Raw genomic sequence first — 21,963 nt, 5'->3', positions numbered from 1 at the left:
CGAGCCTAGACCTGCGCGGCGGCCCGCGACCGGCGTTGGCACCGAGGACACCAGTAGAGGTTGCGTCCCTCGACCACGCGGGTCCGCACCGCGGCGCCGCACACCAGGCACGGCTGACCGGCCCGGCGGTAGACGTACACCTCGCCGCCGTGGCGGTCGACCCGCGCGTCGCGGCCCTGGGCCTCGGGGCCGTGCTCGACACGGACGGTGTCGATGCGGCCGTGCTCCACCGCGTACGCCATGAGGCCCACCAGGTCCGTCCAGATGAGGTCCCAGGTGCGCTGGTCGACACGGTTGCCGGGGACGTCGGGGTTGAGGCGGTGCCGGTACAGCACCTCCGCCCGGAAGATGTTGCCCACGCCCGCGGCCACCCGCTGGTCCATGAGGAGGGCCGCGAGCGACTTCGACGAGCGGCGCAGGCGGGCGTATCCCTTTGCGGGGTCGGCGTCCGGACGCAGCGGGTCGGGTCCGCTGGCCGCGACGACGGCGTCGCGCTCGTCGGGGGTGATGGTGCGGCACCACTGGGGACCGCGCAGGTCGGCGGCGGTCACCTCGTCATGGATCCGCAGCCGCACCTGGCCCCGGGGAGGGGCGAACGGCTCGAGGTGGAGCTCGCCGATGAGGCCGAGATGGATGTGCACGACGTCACCGGTGGCGAAGTCGACGAACAGGTGCTTGCCGACCGCCTCACCCCGTTCGAGCACGGCGCCGTCGAGTGGGGCGGCGTCGAAACGCCCCTGCGGGGACGTGACCGAGACCGGGCGACCGCCGAAGGTCCCCGTCAGGGCGTCGGCGAGGCGATGGATGACGTGACCCTCGGGCATCGCCCCAGACTAGCCCGGGGCTACCATACCCTCATGACTGAGGAGCATCCGCGGGAGTTCGGCCGCGACGGGGTGTCCGGCCTCGTGGACCGGGCGCGCGCCATCCGCGCCCGGCTGCTCCCCCGTCGCACCGCGCCGCGCGACGAGCGGCGCCCGCCCGCCGCGCCCTGGAGGACCTAGGCGTGCGCCTCGTACGCGGCGATCTGGTCGATGCGGCGCTGGTGCCGCTCGTCGCCGGAGAAGGGTGTCGTGAGGAACGTCTCGACGATGGCGTGGGCCTCGTCGAATGACTGCATCCGGCCGCCGAGGGCCACGATGTTGGCGTCGTTGTGCTGGCGGGCGAGCTCGGCCAACTCCGGCTTGCAGGCCAGGGCGGCGCGGACTCCCCGCACCTTGTTCGCCGCGATCTGCTCGCCGTTGCCGGAACCGCCCAGGACGATGCCGAGCGCCCCGGGTTCCCCGGCCACGGCCTCCGCGCAGGGGATGATCAGCGGCGGATAGTCATCGAGCGCCTCGTACGTGTGGGCGCCGTGGTCGACGACGTCGTAGCCGGCGGCGCGGAGGCGGTCGACGAGGTGGTTCTTCAGCTCGAAGGCCGCATGGTCGGTGGCAATGTGGACACGCATGGGGGCAACTATTCCACCCCGGCCGGCCCCCTGGCCAAGAGAGCCTCGAACCCGGACTCGTCGAGGATCCGCAGCCCCAGCTCCTCGGCCTTCGCCGCCTTCGAGCCGGCGTTCTCCCCCACGACGACGAAGTCGGTCTTCCGGCTGACCGACCCCGCGGCCTTGCCTCCGCGCGACAGGATGGCCTCCTTCGCCTTGTCGCGGCTGAAGCCCTGTAGCGAGCCGGTCACCACGACCGTGATCCCTTCCAGCGTTCGCGGGGCCGATTCGTCGACGTCGTCGGCCATCCGCACGCCCGCCGCTGCCCAGGCGTCGACGATGTCGCGGTGCCAGTCCACGTCGAACCAGGCCTGGATGGACTCGGCGATCACCTGGCCCACACCGTCGGCGGAGGCGAGGTCCTCGACGGAGGCGGCGCGGATGGCGTCGAGCGAACCGAACCGGGCCGCCAGCGAGCGCGCCGCCGTGGGTCCGACGTGCCGGATGGACAGCGCCACCAGCACGCGCCACAGCGGCTGCGTCCTCACGGAGGCGAGGTTGGCCAGCAGGTTCTCCCCCTGCCGCGACAGCACACGCCCGTCCCGGATGCCGGTGGCCGGCGGGTCGGCGAGTTCGGCGGGCTTCGCCTGGCGGGTGTAGAGCTCGGTGCGGAGCAGGTCGTCGGCGGTGAGGCCGAACAGCGCCCCCTCGTCGGTCAACAGCCCCCGTGACAACAGTTCGCCGGCACCCTCCCAGCCCAGCGCCTCGATGTCGAACGCCCCGCGTGACGCCAGCGCGAAGAGCCGCTCCCGCAGCTGGCTGGGGCAGGTCCGGGCGTTGGGGCAGCGGATGTCCTTGTCGCCCTCCTTCTCGGGCCGCAGTTCGGTCCCGCAGGACGGGCAGTGGGTGGGCATGACGAAGGCCCGCTCGGTGCCGTCGCGGAGCGCGACGACCGGCGCGACGATCTCGGGGATGACGTCGCCGGCCTTGCGCAGCACGACGGTGTCGCCGATGAGCACGCCCTTGCGCTTCACCTCGTAGGCGTTGTGCAGCGTGGCCATCTCGACGGTGGAGCCGCTGACGAACACCGGCTCCATCACGCCGTAGGGCGTGACGCGCCCGGTGCGGCCGACGTTGACGCGGATGTCGAGGAGCTTGGTGTTGACCTCTTCCGGCGGGTACTTGTACGCGATGGCCCAGCGCGGGGCCCGCGACGTGGCGCCGAGGCGCTCCTGCTCGTCCAGGTCGTCGACCTTGATGACGATGCCGTCGATCTCGTGGCTGAGGTCGTGGCGGTGGTCGCCGTGGTGGCGCACGAACGCGGTCACGTCGTCGGCGCCGGCCACGACGACGAACGTGTCGGGGACGGGCAGTCCCCACTCGCGCATGCGCGCGTAGGCCTCGCTCTGCGACCCGAACTCGACGCCCTCGACGGCGCCGACGCCGTGGACGAGCATGCGCAGCGGCCGGGCCGCGGTCACCTCGGGATTCTTCTGCCGCAGCGAGCCGGCGGCGGCGTTGCGGGGGTTGGCGAAGGGCGCCTTGCCCGCGGCGACCAGGGCGGCGTTGAGGTCCTCGAAGCCCGCGACGGGGAAGAACACCTCGCCGCGCACCTCCAGCACCGCCGGGGCCTCGCCGCGCAGCCGGTGCGGCACCCCCTGCAGCGTGAGGACGTTCGGGGTGATGTCCTCGCCGACGCGACCGTCGCCGCGGGTGGCGGCGACCGCGAGCCGCCCGTCGAGGTACAGCAGGTTGACCGCCAGGCCGTCAATCTTGAGCTCGCACAGGTAGCGCTCGGCCGGGGTCCTGGCGAGCCAGGCCGCGAGCTCGTCGTCGGAGAATACGTTGTCCAGGCTCATCATGCGCCGGCGGTGCTCGACGGGCCGGAAGTCGGTGACCCGCGCCGCCCCGACCCGCTGGGTCACGGAGTCGGGCGTCACGAGGGAGGGGTGCGCGGCCTCCAGCGCCTCGAGCTCGCGCATGGCCTCGTCGTACTCGGCGTCCGACAGCGTCGGCGCCGCGGCGCCGTAATAGGCCTCCTGCGCCTCGGCCAGGAGTTGATTGAGTTCGGTCCAGCGCCGCCTCAGCTCGGGCGAGGTCACCCCGGACTCGGCCTCGTCGTGCTCGCTCATGGCGCCCATCGTTCCACACGCCATCCGGCCCTGACACGGTCCAGGAGTCCGAAATCCCACGCGCGGGGGCCGGTACGCTCCAGAATGGGCCGCAGTGGCGCGCCGGTCCGCAGAGGGTACGGCGCCGAGACACCGACAGTAGGAGCAGCAGCATGGCTACGGCGAACATCACTCGCCTCGAGGCGGCGGACCGGTCCGCCGTCATCTCGACGGAGGCCTACCGGGTCACCGTCGACCTCCGGGGCCGCGAGGTCGCCGAGCCGGAGCGGCAGTTCCTGTCCACGACGGAACTCACGCTGACGGCGCACGGCGGCGACACGCACCTCGATCTCATCGCCGACGAGGTCCGCGAGGCCAGGCTCGACGGGGAGCCGTTCGACACGTCCGCGTTCGACGGCTACCGGCTGCCGCTGCCACACCTGGAGGAGGGCCCGCACGAGGTCACGGTGGTGGCCGTGTGCCGCTACTCGAACTCCGGCGAGGGCCTGCACCGTTTCGTGGATCCCGCCGATGCACGCGTGTACCTGTACACGCAGTTCGAGGCGGCCGACGCCCGGCGCATGTACGCCACCGCCGAGCAGCCGGACCAGAAGGCGACCTTCCAGCTGACGGTGCTCGCCCCGATCGACTGGCTGGTGTTCACCAACGCCCCGAGCGTGGCCCCCAGCGATCTGGGCGACGGCTTCGGCCGGTTCGAGCACGCCCCGACGCCGCGCATCTCCACCTACATCACGGCCCTCGTCGCGGGCGAGTTCCACGTCCGGCGGGCGGTGCTGGACTCCGCCGCGGGCGAGGTCCCGGCGTCGGTGGCCTGTCGCCAGTCGCTGGCCGAGTACCTGGACTTCGACCGCATTATCACCACCACGCAGCGCGGCTTCGAGGTGTTCGAGACCGCGTTCGGGGTCGCGTACCCCTTCGGCACGTACGACCAGATCTTCGTGCCCGAGTTCAACGCCGGGGCCATGGAGAACGCCGGCTGCGTGACGTTCCGCGACGAGTACCTCTTCCGCTCCCGCGTCACCAGCCGCGAGCTGGACGCCCGCGACAACACGATCCTCCACGAGCTGGCCCACATGTGGTTCGGCGACCTCGTGACCATGCGCTGGTGGGACGACCTGTGGCTCAACGAGTCGTTCGCCGAGTGGGCCTCCCACTACGCCAACGACGAGATCGCCCGCCGCTACGACACCGGGGCCAACCCGTGGGCGTCGTTCAGCAACGAGCGCAAGGCGTGGGCCTATCTGCAGGATCAGCTGTCGACCACGCATCCGATCGCGGCCGACATGAGCGACCTGGAGAAGGTCGAGCAGAACTTCGACGGCATCACCTACGCCAAGGGCGCCTCGGTGCTGAAGCTGCTCGTGTCGCTGGTCGGCGAGGTGTCGTTCCTTGCCGGCGTCACGGAGTACTTCCGGGCCCACGCGTACGGCAACACTCAGCTCAGCGATCTGCTGACCCAGCTGGAGGCTGCCTCGGGCCGCGACCTCAGCTGGTTCTCGGCGCAGTGGCTGGAGACGTCGGGGGTCAACACCCTCGCGGCGGACTTCGACGTCGACGACGAGGGCCGCTTCACGCGGTTCGCCGTCGTGCAGACGGCCCATCCGGACTACCCGACGCTGCGCACGCACCGGCTCGGCATCGGGCTCTACCACCTCGACGACGAGGGCCGCCTCGAGCGTCGCGAGTACGTCGAGGCGGACATCGACGGGGAGTCGACCGAGATCCCGGAGCTCGTCGGCGTGGCCCGCGGGGACGTCGTGCTCCTCAACGACGGCGATCTCACCTACGCCAAGGTGCGCCTCGACGAGGCGTCGGCCGCGGCCCTGGTGGAGCACATCGGCGGGCTCACGGATCCGCTGGCGCGCGCCGTCACGTTCGCGGCGTTCTGGGAGATGACCCGGGACGCGCAGTTCCGGCCGCAGGACTACGTGTCCCTCGCGCTGGCCGCGATCCCCAGCGAGCACGACATGGCGGCGGTCTCCACGCTGCTGAACCAGGCAGTCATGGCCTCGCTGGCCTTCACGGCCCCCGAGCTCCGCGGCGATGCCAACGTGACGCTCGTCACCGGGCTGGCGCGGCTCCTCAAGGCGTCCGAGGCCGGTTCCGACGCGCAGGTGCTCATCGCGAAGGCGCTCATCGCGTCGGTGCGCAGCGCCGAGGGGGTGGCGCTCCTCAAGGGTTGGCTCGTCGATGAGGAGGTGCCCGAGGGGCTCGCCATCGACACCGGGATGAGGTGGGCGATCACGTCGGCGCTGGCGAAGCTGGGCGCGATCGGCGAGGACGAGATCGCCGCGGAGCTCGAGCGGGATCGCACGTCCGCAGGCGCCGAACAGGCGGCCGGTGCTGCGGCGTCGCTGCCGGACGCGGAGACCAAGATGGCGGCGTGGGTGCGGGCGACCGACGACCCGTCGGTGCCGAACGAGACGCACCGCGCGATCTGCATGGGGTTCTGGCGCTACGGCCAGGACGAGGTGTTGGAGCCCTACCCGGCCGCGTACCTCGACCTGCTGGGCCGCATCTCGCGCCGGGAAGGGACCTGGGCGGACCGCGGCTATGCCGCGATCGGGACGGCGCTGCGCTGGCTGTTCCCCCAGCCGCTCGCCGACGACGCCCTCGTCGCGACCGTCGCGGCGTGGCTCGAGGACAACGACCCGAGCGAGCAGGTGCGCCGCACCGTCACCGAACGGCTGGACGAGGCGCGGCGCGCGCTGCGGGTGCAGGAGGTCAGCCGGCGCTGACCGGCGCTCAGGCCCGGTGCACCCGCTCGACGTCGGTGCCCCGGGCCTCGTCGCGCTGGCGGCGTGCCAGCTTCGGGCCGAACGCCAGCAGCGCGATGACCGCGCCCAGCGCCAGCGGGCCCACGATGGTCAGCATGACGAGCGTCAGGTCCGACACGGGCTCCGGCTGGGGCCAGCCGGGCAGGACCTCGAGAGGGAGCAGATTCATGCGGGCAAGCGTAACCGACGCCGGCGCCGTAGGGCAGACGTCCCGCGGCCAATCCGGCTCGGTGCGGTAGATTGCCTCCGACCATGGGAGGTGCGATGGAACAGGCCCCACGGACGGTGCTCACCGCCGACGAGATGGCGTGGACGTTGACCCGGATGACCCACGAGATCCTCGAGCGGAACCAGGGTTCGGAGGGGGTGGTGCTCCTTGGCATCCTCACCCGCGGTGCCCCGCTCGCTGACCGGATCGCGCGGATCGCGGCCGAGCAGGGGCACGAGCTGGCCGTCGGACGGCTGGACATCACGATGTACCGCGACGATCTGCGCGCCAACCCCACCCGCCCCGTCGGCCGCACGGTGCTCCCCCGCTCGATCGACGACGCCGTCGTCGTGCTGGTCGACGACGTCCTCTACTCGGGCCGCACGGTGCAGGCCGCGCTGCACGCGCTGGCCGACCTGGGTCGGCCGCGCGCCATCCAGCTCGCCGCCCTGATCGACCGCGGGCTGCGGGAACTGCCCATCCAGGCGGACGTCGTCGGCAGGCAGCTGCCGACGGCCCGCGACGAGCGCGTCCGCGTCGCGGTACGCGAGACCGACGGCGAGGACCTCGTCACGATCGAACGGACCGGCCGGTGAAGCACCTCCTCAGCATCGCTGATCTCAGCGTCGATGAGATCCGCTCCATCCTGGACCTGGCCGAGGAGATGCACGACGTGCAATCGCGGCCGGTGAAGAAGCTGCCCGCCCTGCGCGGCCGCACGGTCGTCAACCTGTTCTTCGAGGACTCGACGCGGACGCGGTCGTCGTTCGAGCTGGCCGCGAAGTGGCTCTCGGCGGACGCCATCAACGTGTCGGCCAAGGGGTCGTCGGTGTCGAAGGGCGAGTCGATGCGCGACACGCTCCTGACGCTGGACGCCATGGGGGTCGACGCGATCATCATGCGCCACGCGGGGTCCGGCGCGGTGCGGCAGGCCGCCGGCTGGGTGCGGGCGTCGATGGTCAACGCGGGCGACGGCATGCACGAGCACCCCACGCAGGCGCTGCTGGACGCCCACGCCATCCGGCGGCACCTCGCCCGCCGCGACCTGGGCGACATCTCCGGCAAGCGCGTCGCGATCACCGGCGACCTGCTGCACTCCCGAGTGGTGCGCAGCAACGTGCTGCTGATGGCCAAGCTCGGCGCCTCCGTCGTGCTCGTGGCGCCGCCGACGCTCCTGCCGCCCGGGGTCGAGACGTGGGGCGTCGACGTCACGCACGACTTCGATTCGGTGCTGGCGGAGGTGGACGTCGCGATGATGCTGCGCGTGCAGCGCGAGCGCATGCAAGGCGGGTTCTTCCCGTCCGAGCGCGAGTACATCGACGGCTACGGGCTCACCCCGCGGCGCCTGGCGCTGCTCAAGGACGGCGCGTGCATCGCGCACCCCGGCCCCATGAACCGGGGACTGGAGATCTCGTCGGCCGCCGCCGACGCCGCCCGCTCGATCATCCTCGACCAGGTCTCGTCCGGTGTCGCGGTGCGGATGAGCGTGCTCTACCACCTGCTCGCCGGAGAGGACCAGTCATGACGGCCTACGTACTCAGCGGGGTGTCCCTGCCCGACGGTGCCACCACGGACCTGCACGTGGCCGACGGTCACCTCGTCGACGAGGCGCCCTCGGGCGCCGAGCGCGTCGACTGCTCCGGGCTCCTGGCGCTGCCCGGGCTCGTCGACGTCCACACCCACCTGAGGGAGCCTGGCCGCGAGGACGCCGAGACCGTCGCCAGCGGCGCGCGGGCCGCAGCCCGCGGCGGGTTCACGGCCGTCCTGGCGATGGCCAACACGCAGCCGGTCACCGACACCGCGGAGAAGGCCGAGCACATCCATGACCTCGGCCTCGCGGCCGGGGTCGTCGACGTGCAGGTCATCGGCGCCATCACCAAGGGGCTGCGCGGCGAGGAGCTGGCCGAGCTCGGCCTCATGCACCGCTCCCGCGCCGGCGTCACGATGTTCTCCGACGACGGCATGTGCGTGCAGGACGCGTCGCTGATGCGCAAGGCGCTCGAGTGGGTGCGGCCGTTCGACGGCGTCATCGCCCAGCACTCGCAGGAGGCCACGCTCGCCGGCCCCGGCGCGTGCTGCCACGAAGGCGAACTGTCCGGCCGGCTCGGGCTGGGCGGCTGGCCGCCGGTCGCGGAGTCGGTGATCATCGCCCGCGACGTCATGCTCGCCGAGGCGACGGGGTCGCGGCTGCACGTGTGTCACATCACAACCGCGGAGGGCGTCGAGGTGGTGCGCTGGGCCAAGGCACGCGGCATCAACGTGACGGCCGAGGTCACGCCACATCACCTGCTGCTCGGCACCGAGGAGCTCGTCGACTACGACACTGTCTACAAGGTCAACCCGCCCCTGCGGACCTCGGAGCACATCGAGGCGCTGCGGGCGGCACTGGCCGACGGCACCATCGACGCCGTCGCCACGGACCACGCCCCGCACGCCCCGCAGGACAAGGACCACGCCTTCGTCGACGCCCGCCCCGGCATGCTGGGTCTTGAGCAGGCGCTGTCGGTGGTCATCGAGACCATGGTCAAGCCCGGCCGGCTGGACTGGGCGGGTGTTGCGGACCGGATGAGCCATGCGCCCGCGCGGATCGCGCGGCTCGGTGGTCAGGGCCGGCCGCTCGCCGTCGGTGAGCCAGCGAACCTCGTGCTGGTGGACCCCGAGCGGATGGGCACAGTGGACCGCGACGCGTCGGCGTCGCTCAGCCGCAACAACCCCTACCACGGCCGGCTCCTGCCGGACCCGGTGGTGGCGACGTACCTGCGCGGCCGGGAGACCTACCGCCAGGCGTAGGAGTCCCGGCGGTAGGACGGGGTCAGCCGGCGCAGTGCACCGACATGAGGATGGTCTTGGGCGTCATCTTGGCGCCGGGGTGCGCCGCGCGGCCGTTCTGGATGGCCTCGTCGAAGCGGGGCTTGAGCCTGCTTCGAGGGTCAACGCTCGAATCAGGCGAATATCGACAGATTCGGTCGTCGAGCCATGGATCAGGCTCATCCAGGCCTCGCGAGCGGGCGGAGCCGGGCGGATGAAGCCGCCACCCCGGCGGGAGCGCCCGGGCGGCTCTAGTCTCACTCCATGAGGCTGCACTATCGGTCCCCGCGCGGATGGCTCAACGACCCCCACGGCGTCATCCACCGCGCGGACGGCTACCACGTGTTCCACCAGCATGCGCCCGAGACCCTCAACTGGGGCCTCGGCATCGAGTGGGGACACGCCATCGGCGACGACCTGTTCAGCCTGCGCTACGCGGGCCCCGCGATCCAGCCCGGCGACGGCGACGACGGCATCTGGACCGGCTGCATCGTCGAGGACGACCTAGGCCCGCTGGCGTACTACACCTCCGCGCGACAGCCCGTCCTCGGGCTCGCCTCGGTCCGCACCGCGCGTCCCCGCGACACCACCCTGACGTCTTGGGACAAGGGCGACGTCGTCGTCACCGCGCCCGCCGGGCTGGGCATCAGGGACTTCCGCGACCCCTTCGTGCTCCGCGACGGCGACGTGTGGCGCATGATGGTCGGCTCCGACTCCGCGTCCGGGCACGCCATGATGCACGGCTTCGTCTCCCCCGATGGCGAGAGCTGGGCCTACGAGGGCGTCGCGCTCAGCCGGCACCGCGACGAGACCGACGGCGTGTGGATGGGCGCGCTGTGGGAGTGCCCGCAGGTCATCGAGGTGGACGGTTCCTGGGTGATGCTCACCTCGGTGTGGGAGGCCGGCAGGCTGCACTACGCGGGCTACGCCGTCGGCGAGTTCGCTGGCGGCCGGTTCACCCCCCGCGCCTGGGGCCGCCTCACCTACGGCACCTACTACGCCCCCACCGTCTTCCGCGACGCCGCGGGCCGGCCCTGCATGATGGCCTGGCTGCGCGAGGTGCGCGGGGAGGACTGGACAGGCTGCCTGTCGCTGCCCTACGTGCTGCGGGTCGACGGCGACCGCCTCCTCGCCGAGCCGCACCCGGACCTCGACGCGCACGCCGCGCCGGGCACGGCCGAGCGCTACACCTGGCTGCCCGAGGGGTTGCTCGAGCTGACCGACACCGCGACGCTTGAGCTCGACGGCGACGTCCTCCGCCTGGTCACGCCGTCGCTGACGGCGGAGCTGCCCCACGACGGAGGCCCCGTGGAGGTCGTCCTCGACGACGAGGTGGTCGAGGTGCGCGGAGGCCGCGGCCTCCTCGGTGGGCCGGCCCGCTGACGGCCTACTCCACGTGGCCGGCCGCGAGCAGGCGCCGGATGTCGATGCGGTGCATCGACAACAGCTCTGCCGCCACGTGACCGCCCCAGACGGGGTGTGACAGCAGGCTCGGCAGCTCCGCCGGGACGATCTGCCAGGAGACGCCGAACTCATCGCGCAGCCACCCGCAGGCCTGCTGCTCCCCCGCCTCGCCGATCAGCGCGTCGGTGAAGGTGTCGATCTGTTCCTGGGTGTCACAGGGCACCTGGAACGAGATGGCCTCGCTGGGCGCGACCCGCGCGCCGTTCATGGCCGTGAAGTGGCACCCCAGGACCGTGAACTCGACGGCGAGGACGTTGCCGTCGGGGCCACGATGCACCGTCGGGGTGGGGCCGCCGAAGATCTCGGTGTAGCGGTCCGCGGCCCGCTCGGCCTCAGTGGCGAACCAGAGCGTCGTCGTGAGGTGCATGGCGGGTCCAATCACTGGGATGGCCGGGGCCTCCAATTCTGCCCGATAGGCTCGGGCGGTACGAGAGTCGCGGAAGAAGGGACGAGACGGATATGTCTGAGGCGCAGCTGGCCAACGTCGGCGTGATCGGGATGGCGGTGATGGGCTCCAACCTGGCCCGCAACCTCGCCCGCAACGGGCACCGGGTCGCGGTCTACAACCGGACCACCGCCAAGACGGACGCCGTGATCGCCGAGCACGGCCACGAGGGCGACTTCCGTCCCGCCGCGGAGCTGGCCGACTTCGTCGCCTCGCTCGAGCGCCCCCGCCGCATCATCATCATGGTCAAGGCGGGCGCCGGCACCGACGCCACCATCGACTCGCTCCTCCCCCTCCTCGACGAGGGCGACATCGTCGTCGACGGCGGCAACGCGTTCTTCGGAGACACCAGGCGTCGCGAGGAGAAGCTCCGCGGACTCGGGTTCCACTTCGTCGGCGCCGGCATCTCCGGCGGTGAGGTCGGGGCGCTTGAGGGGCCGTCGATCATGCCCGGCGGGTCGGCCGAGTCCTACGAGGCCCTCGGACCCATCCTGGAGTCGATCTCGGCCAAGGTCGACGGCGAGCCGTGCTGCACCTACATCGGCACCGACGGCGCAGGCCACTTCGTCAAGATGGTCCACAACGGCATCGAGTACGCCGACATGCAGTTCATCGGCGAGGCCTACGAACTGCTCAAGGCCCTCGGCCTCAGCCACGAGGAGATGGCCGACACCTTCGCCACCTGGAACGAGGGCGACCTCGACTCCTACCTCATCGAGATCACCTCCGAGGTGCTGCGCAAGGCCGACCCGGCCACGGGCGGCCCGCTCGTGGAGGTCATCGTCGACGCCGCCGGCATGAAGGGCACCGGCACGTGGACGGTCCAGTCGGCGCTCGAGCTCGGCACCCCGGTCAACACGATCGCGGAGTCGGTGTTCGCGCGCGCGATCTCGTCGTCGCCGGAGCTGCGGCGCGCGGCGCAGGCCGCGTTGCACGGCCCCGCCGGGACCATCGGCGTCGAGGACCGGGCACGGTTCATCGACCAGATCCGGCAGGCGCTGTGGGCGAGCAAGGTCGTCGCGTACGCCCAGGGTCTCGACGAGATCCGCATGGCGGCTGACGAGTACGGCTGGGACATCAACGTGGGCGAGGTGGCCAAGATCTGGCGCGGCGGCTGCATCATCCGCGCCAAGCTGCTGGAGCGCATCCGCTCGGAGTACGCGGCGGGCCAGCTCACCACGCTGCTCGAGGCGCCGTCGGTGGCGGCGGGGCTGGCCGACGCACAGGACGCGTGGCGCACCGTCGTGGCGGAGGCGGTGCGCGGCGGCGTGCCGGTGCCGGGCTTCTCGGCCGCGCTGGCGCACTACGACCAGGCCCGCGCCCCGCGCCTGAACGCCGCCCTGACGCAGGGGCTGCGCGACTACTTCGGCGCCCACACCTACCGGCGCGTCGACCGCGAGGGGACGTTCCACGTCAACTGGTCCACCGACGGCGCCGAGGTGGAGGCCACCGACAGTCACTGAGCCACGTCGAGTGTGAGTCTCGTGGTGGTACGCACCCGCGAGACTCACACTGGGACGGCGAAACGGGCGGTGTTGTCAGGAGCGGAAGAAGTGTCGTCCCTACAGCGCGAACTGCTTGTCCGATGACGGCCGACGTCGGAGGGTGGCCCCATGCGCCCCCGGCAGGAACTCCCCGACTCCTTAATCGCTCTCGCCGCCCGTCAGGCCGGCGTCCTGTCCGCCGCGCAGCTCACAGCAGCAGGCGTCAGCCCTGACGTTCGGCGACGATTCCGGCAGGGCTGGATCACCATCGCCCCCAAGCTCTATCTGCTGGAAGGAACAACGTTCGAAGCTGCCCTGTGGGTGGGGGTGCTGCGCGGCGGAAGCTCGGCTGCGATCAGCGGCGCCGCGGCCTGCTACCTGCACGGCTTCCTCCGAGACGCTCCAGGGAGGGTGACGGTCTGGACGCCCCAACAGCGGAGCCCCCTGGACGTGGCGTCTATCCAGGTGCGCTTCCGGCGGGGCGATCGACGCGGACGCGGGGCACCAAGCCGGACCTCTCCCGAGGTGGCCTTGTGCGACCTCGCGGACGAGAGCGACGAAACCACAACGGTATCGGCCGTGGCATCGGCACTGGCGAACCGCCGCACTACCCCGTCACGGCTACTTGAGGCGCTGAGGATCAAGGGGCCTACGCGCCACTCGAGCACCCTCAGTCGTCTTGTCAGCCATGCCAACAGCGGCATCGAGAGCGCACTTGAGTGGCGGTTCCACACCAGGGTTCTGGGGCCCCACCGGCTTCCCGTGCCTCGCCGTCAGGAATGGACACACTCAGGCAGAGTCGACGGCGTCACGCTGCCGCGCCTGCCCCACCGATTCTCCAGTGTGACTTTCGTGGGTGACTACACCCAAGAAACCCTCACCGGGCCGTCGGGGGGCAGTGGCACACTGGCCCACATGACCGACGCGCTCGACGCCTTCTCCGCGCCCACGCGCGAGTGGTTCCGTGGCGTGTTCGCTGCCCCGACGGCGGTGCAGGTCGAGGCCTGGACGGCCATCGCCCGCGGCGATCACGCCCTCGTCGTCGCCCCGACCGGATCGGGCAAGACGCTCGCCGCGTTCCTGTGGGCCCTGGACCGCCTGGCGGCGCGCCCCCGGACGGCCGGCACCACCGTCGTGTACGTGTCGCCGCTCAAGGCGCTCGGGGTCGACGTCGAGCGCAACCTCCGCGCCCCCCTCACCGGGATGCGCGTGACGGCCGAGCGGCTGGGCCTGCCGCCGGCCGACGTGACGGTCGGCGTCCGCAGCGGGGACACGACGTCGCGGGAACGGGCGGCGCTGCTGCGCCGGCCCCCCGACATCCTCATCACCACGCCCGAATCGCTCTACCTCATGCTCACGAGCTCGGCCCGCAGCACCCTGACCGGCGTCGAGACGGTCATCGTCGACGAGATCCACGCGGTGGCCGGCACCAAGCGCGGCAGCCACCTGGCCCTCAGCCTCGAGCGGCTCGACGCGCTCGTCGGCCACGACGTGCAACGCGTCGCGTTGTCGGCGACGGTCCGGCCGATCGAGCGGGTCGCCCAGTTCCTGGGGGGAGACCGCACGGTCAGCGTCGTCGCCCCGCCGACGGCGAAGGAGTGGGACGTGCACGTCCGGCTGCCCGTGGCCGACATCACGGACCCGGGCCCTGCCCCCGGTGCGGACACCCCCGTCGACCCGCTGCTCGCGGGCCCGGGCACCGACACGCTGGGCGTGGACGCCCCGTCGGGCTCGTCGCTGTGGCCGCACATCGAGCAGGAGGTCTACGACGCCGTCATCGGCGGCCGGTCGACGCTGGTGTTCACAAATTCACGCCGGGTCGCGGAGCGGCTCACCGCCCGTCTCAACGAGATCTGGGCGGCCCGCCACGCGCCGGACACGCTCCCGGCGGCGCCGGACCGGCCGCCCGCCCAGATGATGGCCGCCTCCGACGTGTCGCGGGGCGCCCCCGCCGTGATCGCCCGCGCGCACCACGGGTCGGTGAGCAAGGAGGCGCGCGCCGAGATCGAGGCCGCGCTCAAGTCCGGCGAGCTCCGCTGCGTCGTCGCGACCAGTTCGCTCGAGCTCGGCATCGACATGGGCGCCGTGGACCGCGTCATCCAGGTGGGGGCCCCGCCGACGGTCGCCGGGGCACTGCAGCGGATCGGCCGGGCCGGCCACGTCGTGGGCGCCGTCAGCGTCGGGGACGTGTACCCGCTGCACCGCGGCGACCTGGCTCCCGCGGTCGTCGCCACCGAACAGATGCTCGCCGGCCGCATCGAGGAGCTGCGGATCCCGCGCCATCCACTCGACGTGTTGGCCCAGCAGACCGTCGCGGCCGCCGCGGCGGCGGGAGAGACCGGCCTCGACGTCGACGCCTGGTACGCCACCGTCACCCGCTCCCAGTCCTACGCCGGCTTGGACCGCGCGCTGCTGGACTCCGTCGTCGAACTCCTGACCGGCGCGTACCCGTCGGCGGACTTCGGGGAGCTGCGGGCCCGCCTGGTCCTGGGCGACGACGGGCGGCTCCATCCCCGGCCCGGCGCGCTGCGCCTCGCCGCGACGTCGGGCGGCACCATCCCGGACCGGGGCATGTTCGGCGTCTTCCTCGCCGGGGACGAGCAGGGGGCCCGGCGGGTGGGCGAGCTCGACGAGGAGATGGTCTACGAGTCGCGCGTCGGCGACGTGTTCACCCTCGGCGCCTCGGCCTGGCAGATCCAGGAGATCACCCGCGACCAGGTCCGCGTGACGCCCGCCCCCGGGCGCACCGGACGGCTGCCGTTCTGGCGCGGCGACGACGAGGGCCGCCCCGCCGAGCTCGGCCGCGACATCGGGAGGTTCCTCAAGGAGGCCGCCCGCGACCCCCGCCGCCTGGACGCCGGGCATGTGGACACCAACACCGCCGCCAACCTCGCCACCTACCTGGCCGAGCAGCGGGCCGCCACCGGGGCGCTGCCCGACGACTCGACGGTCGTGATCGAGCGGTTCCGCGACGAGCTGGGCGACTGGCGGGTCGTCGTGCACTCGCCGCTGGGCCGGCGCCTGCTCGGGGCCTGGTCACTGGTGATGGCCGAGGCGTTGTCGCGGGTGGCCGGCGTCGACGTCCAGCCGGTGGCCTCCGACGACGGCATCGTCCTGCGTCTCCCGGACTGCGAGGCCGCGGACCGGCTCCCCGAGCTGCTGCTGGCCGATCCCGACGAGGTCGTCGCCATCGTCACCGAGCAGGTCGGGGGCACCGCGCTGTTCGCCGGCCGGTTCCGGGAGTGTGCCGCCCGCGCCCTCCTCCTGCCCCGCCGGACCCCAGGGCGCCGCGCGCCGCTGTGGCAGCAGCGGCAGCGGGCCGCGCAATTGCTCGAGGTGGCCCGGCACCACCCCCGCTTCCCCATCATCATCGAGACGGTCCGCGAGGTGACCCAGGACGTCTACGACCTGCCGGGCCTCGTGGAGCTGATGCGCGGGCTGCGCTCCGGCGGGGTGCGGCTGGTCGAGGTCAGGACCGAGCAGCCCAGCCCGTTCGCCGCGACGATCCTGTTCCGCTACACCGGGGCGTTCCTGTACGACGGCGACACCCCGCTGGCCGAGCGCCGCGCCGCGATGCTGTCGATGGACCCCGAGTTGCTGGCCGCCGCCCTCGGCACGCTCGACCTCCGGGAACTGCTCGACCCGGACGTCGTGGCCCAGGTGGTCGCGGAGCTGCAGCACACGGCGCCCGAGCGGCGCGCCGCCACTGCCGACGACCTCGCCGAGCTCCCGCGCCTGCTGGGCCCGATCCCGCTCACCGACCTCCCGGACCGCGTGACCCTCGCGGACGTCGACGCGGCCATCGCCGCAGTGGCGGGGCGGGTCGCGGTGGTGCGGGTGGCCGGCGAGCCGCACCTGGTCGCCGCCGCCGACCTCGGGCTCCTGCGCGACGCCCTCGGCGTCCCCGTCCCCGCCGGCCACACGGCGCCGGCCACGACGGAGGGCCGGGACCCGCTGACGCAGCTCGTCGCCCGCTACGCGCGCACCCACGGCCCGTTCACCGCCGCCGAGGTCGCGGCCGCGTTCGGCCTCGGCGTGGCGACGGTCTCCCTCATCCTCGACCGGGAGATCGCCGGCCGGCGGCTGACCTCCGGCCGGTTCACCCCGGGCGCCACGGAGACCGAGGTCGTCGACCCCGAGGTGCTGCGCCGGCTGCGGACCCGAAGCCTCGCCGCCGCCCGCCGTGAGCTGCAGCCCGTGTCGCAGAGCGCCTACGCGCGCTTCCTCGCGGCCAGTCACCAGCTCGACGACCGGCCCTCCTCCACGCCCGACGAGGTGCTCCTGACCCTCCAACGCCTTGCCGGGGCGGTGCTGCCGGCCAGCGCCTGGGAGACGCACGTGCTCCCCGCACGCCTAGCGGGCTACTCCCCCGCCCACCTCGACGCGCTCCTCGCGGAGTCGGAGGTCGTGATCCGCGTGCGGGGGTCCGCCGGCGCCAACGATCCGCTGATCGCCCTCGTCCCCGCCGGGGACCTGGACCTGCTCGGCCCGGCCGAGGGCGCCCCGTCGGAGGAGTCCGTGGCCGTGGCCCGGGCCCTGGCCGACCGCGACGGCACGTTCGCGGCCCTCCACGCGGCCCTGGGCGGGACGACCGCTGAGGTCACGGAGGCGTTGTGGCGCGCCGCGGAGGAGGGTGCCATCGCGCCGGCGTCGATGGCGGCGGTGCGTGCCCGCATCGGCGGCAGCGCCCGCGGCGCCCACCGCGCCCCGCGGCCGGCCCCGCGCCGGCGCGCCCGCCTGCCGCGTCCGTCCCGCTCGCTGTTGATGGCGGGGGGCGCCCTCACCCCGCCGTCGGCAGCGGGGCGTTGGTACCGCGTCCGCGACCCGGAGCTGCCGCCGGCGGAGGCGGCGATCGCGACCGCCTCCGCATGGCTGGAGCGCCAGGGCGTCGTCACCCGCGGCGGCGTGACCGCCGACGGGACCCCCGGCGGATTCGCGGCCGCCTACCGCCTCCTCTCGGAGCTGGAACTGGCCGGGAACGTCCTGCGCGGCTACGTCGTGGAGGGGCTGGGCGGCGCCCAGTTCACCACACGGGAGGTGCTCGAACTCGTCCGCGGCTTCGCGGACTCGCCCGACCGGGCGGCGTGGCCCTCTGGGACCGAGCATCCGGCCGCGATCGTGCTGGCCGCGCTGGACCCCGCCAATCCGTACGGCAGTGTGCTGCCCTGGCCGGAGCACCCGAGCGCCCGCCCCGCCCGGGCCGCGGGCGCCCTCGTGGTGCTGGCCGACGGGCTCTGCCTGGCCCATCTCACCCGCGGCGGCCGGGTGCTCACCCTCTTCGCCGACGACGACACGCGCGCCGACCGGGCCACCCTCGTCACCCGCGCCTTGCTCGCCGCCATCGCCGAGGGACGCATGGAGCGGCTGCGCATCGAGGAGATCGACGGCGACCGCGCCGGCGCCTCCGGGCTGGAGGCCGTGATGCGGGCGGCCGGCGCGCGCCTCTCGCCCAAGGGGCTGACGCTGGAGGCCGGCCGTGCCTGAGGGCGACTCGGTCCTGCGCCTCTCCGACCGCCTGCAGCCGCTGGTCGGCCGCACGATCGAGCGCACCGACTTCCGGGTCCCTCAGCTGGCCACCGCCACCCTCAACGGCACGACGGTGCGGCGCGTCTGGCCGCACGGCAAGCATCTCTTCTGGCTGTGCGACGAGACGATCCTCCACACGCATCTGCGGATGGACGGCACCTGGCGCATCCATCCCGCGGGAACCCGCTGGTCCCTGCCCGCCCACACCGCGCGCGTGGTCATCCGGGTGAGCGGCGGCGTCGAGCTCGTCGGCCACGACCTCGGGCTCATCGAGCTCTGGCCCGCCGCGGAGTACGCGTCCCGCACCGCGCACCTGGGCCCCGACCCCCTGGCCGACGACTGGTCGACGGCCGGCCCGTGGTCCCCAACCGGCCGCCACGAGGCCGTGCGCCGGCTGGCCGAGGCCGCCGCGGCCGGACGGAGCCTCGGCGAGGCGCTCCTCGACCAGCGGATCGTCGCCGGCATCGGCAACGAGTACCGGGCCGAGCTGTGCTTCCTTCTCGGCACCCATCCCGCGACCCGCGCGGACGCCCTCAACGCCGAGGCTGTCGTCGACCTCGTGGGCCGAGTCATGCGCGGCAACCTGACCAGCCCGGTGCGCACGTTCACCGGCGACCACAGGCCGGGGCACACCAGCTTCGTGTTCGGGCGCAAGGGGCGGCCCTGCCGCCGGTGCGGCACCGCGATCCGCGGCGGGACGCTGGGCGGGGCGGACACCGTCGCGGATCCGCGCGCGGGCCAGGAGCGCGTCATCTGGTGGTGCCCCGCGTGCCAGCCGCTGCCCGGCTGACGCGGCCCTCCGCTGCGCCCCCGACCGCGATGTGACAAGATCATCTCTGCACGATCATCGTTTACCAGGAGGTGGGCCGTGGCCGCCACGATGCGCGACGTCGCACTCCTCGCCGGTGTCTCGGCCAAGACCGTCTCCAACGTCGTCAACGCCCACCCGCACGTCAGCGAAAGCACCCGCAAGAAGGTTTTGCAGGCCATCGAGAAGCTCGACTACGAGCTCAACGTCACCGCCCGCAACCTGCGCAAGGGGCGCACCGGCCTCATCGGCCTGGCGCTGCCCGAGCTGAAGCTGCCCTACTTCGCGGAACTCGCGGACTCGGTCATCGTCGAGGCGGAGAAGGTGGGCCTGCGCGTGCTCATCGAACAGACCAACGCGGACCGCGACCGCGAGATCGACGTCCTGCACGGCCAGCGCCGCTTCATGACCGATGGGCTGATCTTCTCGCCGCTGGCGCTGGGGATGGACGACATCCACCTGTTCAAGGTGGACTTCCCGCTGGTCCTGCTCGGCGAGCGCGTCTTCGGCTCCACCAACGACCACATCACCATGAGCAACGTGGAGGCGGCCAAGGCCGCGACGCTCCAGCTCATCGAGTCGGGCCGCCGCCGGATCGCGGTCGTGGGCGCCCACCCCGGGGAGGTCGTCGGCTCGGCGGCGCTGCGCGAGCAGGGCTACCGCACGGCCCTCACCGAGGCCGGGATCCCCGTCGACGAGAACCTGGTCCGCACGACCGTCCTGTGGCACCGCAGCACCGGGGCGGAGGCCACGGACGAGCTCATCGACTCCGGGGAGCCGTTCGACGCCGTCTTCGCCCTCAACGACGCGCTCGCGATGGGTGTCCTGCACAGCCTTCACGCGCACCGGATCGAGGTTCCCGGCGACGTCGCGGTGATCGGCTTCGACAACATCGAGGACGCCGCCTACACGCGCCCCACCCTCAGCACCGTGTCCCCGGGGCGCGAGGAGATCGCGCGGCGCGCGATCGAGTTGCTGGAGATGCGGATCGGGGAGGCCAACGCCGCACCCGAGCACCGCCGCCCCATCCAGCGGGTCTACGCCGACTTCGAGGTAGTGCTGCGCGAGTCGACGGGCTGAGTCAGCCCTCGGACCCGACGACGCGGGCCGACTCCAGGCCCCGCCGGGTCAGCCACCCGGTCACCCAGGCGAACGCGCCGGGGCCGAAGAGCAGCCCGACCGGCGGGACGGCCACCGCGACCACGAGCAGGGCTGCCACCGTCACCACCCACGCGGCGGAGGTGCCGGGCGACAGCGCCGGCATGGCCAGCGCCAGCCGCCAGAGGGACGAGGCCGGGGCGCCGCTGAGCGCGGGCCGCTCGAGGAGGGCCATCAGGTACCCCGTGGCCAGCACCAGCCACGCGGCCAGGAGGAGCGTCAGGCCGAGCACGACGGGCATCCAGGGCTCGCCGCCCCGCGACAGCACCCAGATGTTGACGGCCATGATCAGCAGCGCCACGGTGGCAGGCCACCCGACGGCGTTGGCCCGCCACAGGTGGCGCCGCCAGCTGCGGAAGAAGTCGGTCACCGGGGCCGCGCTGGCCTCGGGGGTGCCGAGCCGGGAGAGCACCGCGCCCGCGGCCACTCCGGCCGGCAGCCAGCCGAGGATCACGCCGCCAGCCAGCACACCCACTGCCCAGCACAGCGTGATCTCCACCGGCTGCGTGAGCCGGGTCAACCAGCGCATGGCGACGTGTGACCAGCCGCCGTCGTCGGATCCGGCGCGACGCGGCCGCCTCAGGCCCTGATCCCCCACACCACCACGCTCCGCTCGTCGATGCCGGCGAACGCGACACCGTCGGATTCGACGAACAGCACGGCGTCGAGGTCGCTTCCGTCGACGGTGACCCTACCGCGCCCGTGCAGCGCCAGGGCGTCGAGCTGACCGGCCGCCAGCGTCTGCCGGCTCGGGCGTCGGATGAGATCGGGACCCGGTTCGAGCCGGTAGACCAGCCAGTCGCCGGCCAGATCCGGCGTGTCCCCGATGGCGGGACCGGCATACGGCAGCGGGCTGGCCAGCGGCCATCCCGTCTGGGTCCACAGCAGCCGCCGGAGGTGGGCGGTGTGCCGGGTCGGCTCGGCGCCGTCGCGGACGTGGTGGACCAGGAAGCGCCCGGAGTCGGTGACGAGGTGCGAGCTGTGCCCCGGTGCCTGCCAGAGCCGGCCGTCGGGGGCCTCGTAGCCGGCCACGATCATCAGGCCGTTCTCGGTGGGCGGCTCACGGTCGTCCACGAGCGGGCGACCCGCGTGGTCGACGTAGGGGCCGGCGACGGCGCCCGCGCGGGCCACCCGGACGCTGTAGGTGTCGAACAGCGAGTCGAAGGAGCAGAACAGGGCGTAGGTGGCCGAGTCCGCGTCCCACAGGGCGTGGCCGCCCTCGACGGCGCCGTGGATCGAGGCCGCCCGGCGGACGACCGGCGTCCCGAGGTCGCCCGCCTGGGCCGGCAGACCGTCGGGGCGCAGCGGAAGGATCCGCAGGCCGCCGAAGAACGACCCGTACAGCAGCCAGTCGGCGCCCTCGGCGTCGACGACCACCGCCGCGTCAATGGCGTTGACGACGTCCCGCTCGTGCTGCGTCCGGACGACCACGGCCCGGTGCTCCCACGGCCCCGCGGCTGAGGGCGCCGTGGCAAAGGAGATGGCGGACGTCCGAGAGCCGAAGGAGCTCGCCGAGTAGTACATGCGGTACTCGTCGCCGCGCCGGACGACCTCGGGGGCCCAGATGCCCGCGGCGCCGCTCCAGTCGGCGGCCTCGCTGGGCACGCCCGTGAAGGCGTGCCCGAGCCAGGTCCACTCCACGAGGTCGCGTGACTGACGGATCTGCACGCCCACGCCTGGGGCGCCCGCGACGGCCGTGTCGGTGGAGAACACCAGCCACCGCC

17 protein-coding genes are annotated in these 21,963 nt (G+C 72.9%); 10 read left to right on the top strand and 7 right to left on the bottom strand.

The window, feature by feature from the left end; genetic code table 11:
• Positions 1-5: 5 nt before the first annotated feature.
• On the bottom strand, positions 6-824 hold the full coding sequence (locus tag ACFQPD_RS13460; RefSeq protein WP_385901282.1) for an Fpg/Nei family DNA glycosylase: 819 nt from the start codon (positions 822-824) through the stop codon (positions 6-8).
• A gap of 33 nt (positions 825-857) precedes the next feature.
• Between ACFQPD_RS13460 and ACFQPD_RS13455 the strand changes: the two genes are divergently transcribed.
• Positions 858-1,004, top strand: a complete 147-nt coding sequence (locus ACFQPD_RS13455; RefSeq protein ID WP_385901280.1) for a hypothetical protein — start codon at positions 858-860, stop codon at positions 1,002-1,004.
• On the opposite strand, the gene ACFQPD_RS13450 is transcribed toward ACFQPD_RS13455, so the two are convergent.
• Both ACFQPD_RS13450 and ligA read right to left on the bottom strand, forming a co-directional pair.
• Entirely contained in the window at positions 1,001-1,450 is a 450-nt protein-coding gene (locus tag ACFQPD_RS13450) for a ribose-5-phosphate isomerase (RefSeq protein ID WP_385901279.1), read from the bottom strand. The two genes, ACFQPD_RS13455 and ACFQPD_RS13450, sit on opposite strands and share 4 nt — an antisense overlap.
• An 8-nt stretch (positions 1,451-1,458) precedes the next feature.
• Positions 1,459-3,561 carry an NAD-dependent DNA ligase LigA gene (gene ligA, locus ACFQPD_RS13445; RefSeq protein ID WP_385901276.1) on the bottom strand — a complete coding sequence of 701 codons (2,103 nt, stop codon included), beginning with the start codon at positions 3,559-3,561 and terminating at the stop codon, positions 1,459-1,461.
• Positions 3,562-3,713: 152 nt separating this feature from the next.
• Here ligA and pepN point away from each other — a divergent pair, with 152 nt between their 5' ends.
• Positions 3,714-6,299 carry an aminopeptidase N gene (gene pepN, locus ACFQPD_RS13440; protein WP_385901275.1) on the top strand — a complete coding sequence of 862 codons (2,586 nt, stop codon included), beginning with the start codon at positions 3,714-3,716 and terminating at the stop codon, positions 6,297-6,299.
• A 7-nt stretch (positions 6,300-6,306) separates the two neighbouring features.
• Here pepN and ACFQPD_RS13435 read toward each other — a convergent pair whose 3' ends face one another.
• Positions 6,307-6,507: a hypothetical protein gene (locus tag ACFQPD_RS13435; protein ID WP_068750995.1), complete on the bottom strand. Its 201-nt coding sequence runs from the start codon at positions 6,505-6,507 to the stop codon at positions 6,307-6,309.
• A 95-nt stretch (positions 6,508-6,602) separates the two neighbouring features.
• On the opposite strand from ACFQPD_RS13435, the gene pyrR reads away from it, so the two are divergent.
• The 4 genes from pyrR (at position 6,603) to ACFQPD_RS13415 (ending at position 10,737) form a co-directional block, all read left to right on the top strand.
• Positions 6,603-7,142: a bifunctional pyr operon transcriptional regulator/uracil phosphoribosyltransferase PyrR gene (pyrR, locus tag ACFQPD_RS13430; RefSeq protein WP_068750993.1), complete on the top strand. Its 540-nt coding sequence runs from the start codon at positions 6,603-6,605 to the stop codon at positions 7,140-7,142.
• Positions 7,139-8,071, top strand: a complete 933-nt coding sequence (locus ACFQPD_RS13425) for an aspartate carbamoyltransferase catalytic subunit (protein ID WP_385901273.1) — start codon at positions 7,139-7,141, stop codon at positions 8,069-8,071. The genes pyrR and ACFQPD_RS13425 overlap by 4 nt, the downstream gene beginning before the upstream one ends.
• Positions 8,068-9,336: a dihydroorotase gene (locus ACFQPD_RS13420; protein WP_385901271.1), complete on the top strand. Its 1,269-nt coding sequence runs from the start codon at positions 8,068-8,070 to the stop codon at positions 9,334-9,336. Before ACFQPD_RS13425 ends, ACFQPD_RS13420 begins: the two co-directional genes overlap by 4 nt.
• A gap of 282 nt (positions 9,337-9,618) precedes the next feature.
• On the top strand, positions 9,619-10,737 hold the full coding sequence (locus ACFQPD_RS13415; RefSeq protein ID WP_385901269.1) for a glycoside hydrolase family 32 protein: 1,119 nt from the start codon (positions 9,619-9,621) through the stop codon (positions 10,735-10,737).
• Between the two features lie 4 nt (positions 10,738-10,741).
• On the opposite strand, the gene ACFQPD_RS13410 is transcribed toward ACFQPD_RS13415, so the two are convergent.
• Positions 10,742-11,185, bottom strand: coding sequence for a VOC family protein (locus ACFQPD_RS13410; RefSeq protein ID WP_385901268.1), 444 nt, complete (start codon positions 11,183-11,185; stop codon positions 10,742-10,744).
• Between the two features lie 92 nt (positions 11,186-11,277).
• Between ACFQPD_RS13410 and gndA the strand changes: the two genes are divergently transcribed.
• From gndA to ACFQPD_RS13390, 4 genes are all read left to right on the top strand, one after another.
• Positions 11,278-12,726 carry an NADP-dependent phosphogluconate dehydrogenase gene (gene gndA / locus ACFQPD_RS13405; RefSeq protein WP_385901266.1) on the top strand — a complete coding sequence of 483 codons (1,449 nt, stop codon included), beginning with the start codon at positions 11,278-11,280 and terminating at the stop codon, positions 12,724-12,726.
• A gap of 936 nt (positions 12,727-13,662) precedes the next feature.
• Positions 13,663-18,231, top strand: a complete 4,569-nt coding sequence (locus tag ACFQPD_RS13400) for an ATP-dependent helicase (protein WP_385901265.1) — start codon at positions 13,663-13,665, stop codon at positions 18,229-18,231.
• Positions 18,224-19,063 carry a DNA-formamidopyrimidine glycosylase family protein gene (locus tag ACFQPD_RS13395; RefSeq protein WP_385901263.1) on the top strand — a complete coding sequence of 280 codons (840 nt, stop codon included), beginning with the start codon at positions 18,224-18,226 and terminating at the stop codon, positions 19,061-19,063. The genes ACFQPD_RS13400 and ACFQPD_RS13395 overlap by 8 nt, the downstream gene beginning before the upstream one ends.
• Before the next feature lie 78 nt (positions 19,064-19,141).
• Positions 19,142-20,161, top strand: coding sequence for a LacI family DNA-binding transcriptional regulator (locus ACFQPD_RS13390; RefSeq protein WP_385901262.1), 1,020 nt, complete (start codon positions 19,142-19,144; stop codon positions 20,159-20,161).
• 1 nt (position 20,162) lies between these two features.
• Here the strand turns inward: ACFQPD_RS13390 and ACFQPD_RS13385 are convergent, their stop codons facing one another.
• Both ACFQPD_RS13385 and ACFQPD_RS13380 read right to left on the bottom strand, forming a co-directional pair.
• Complete coding sequence (locus ACFQPD_RS13385; RefSeq protein WP_385901260.1) at positions 20,163-20,837, bottom strand: DUF624 domain-containing protein; 675 nt, start codon at positions 20,835-20,837, stop codon at positions 20,163-20,165.
• On the bottom strand, positions 20,819-21,952 hold the full coding sequence (locus tag ACFQPD_RS13380) for an arabinan endo-1,5-alpha-L-arabinosidase (RefSeq protein WP_385901259.1): 1,134 nt from the start codon (positions 21,950-21,952) through the stop codon (positions 20,819-20,821). The genes ACFQPD_RS13385 and ACFQPD_RS13380 overlap by 19 nt, the downstream gene beginning before the upstream one ends.
• Positions 21,953-21,963 lie beyond the last annotated feature (11 nt).

The organism is Tessaracoccus sp. O5.2, assembly GCF_964266725.1.
Classification (GTDB): Bacteria; Actinomycetota; Actinomycetes; order Propionibacteriales; family Propionibacteriaceae; genus Arachnia; species Arachnia lapidicapta.
The sequence above is the reverse complement of the archived record's forward strand: the minus strand, read 5'-3'. Positions and strand labels throughout refer to the sequence as shown.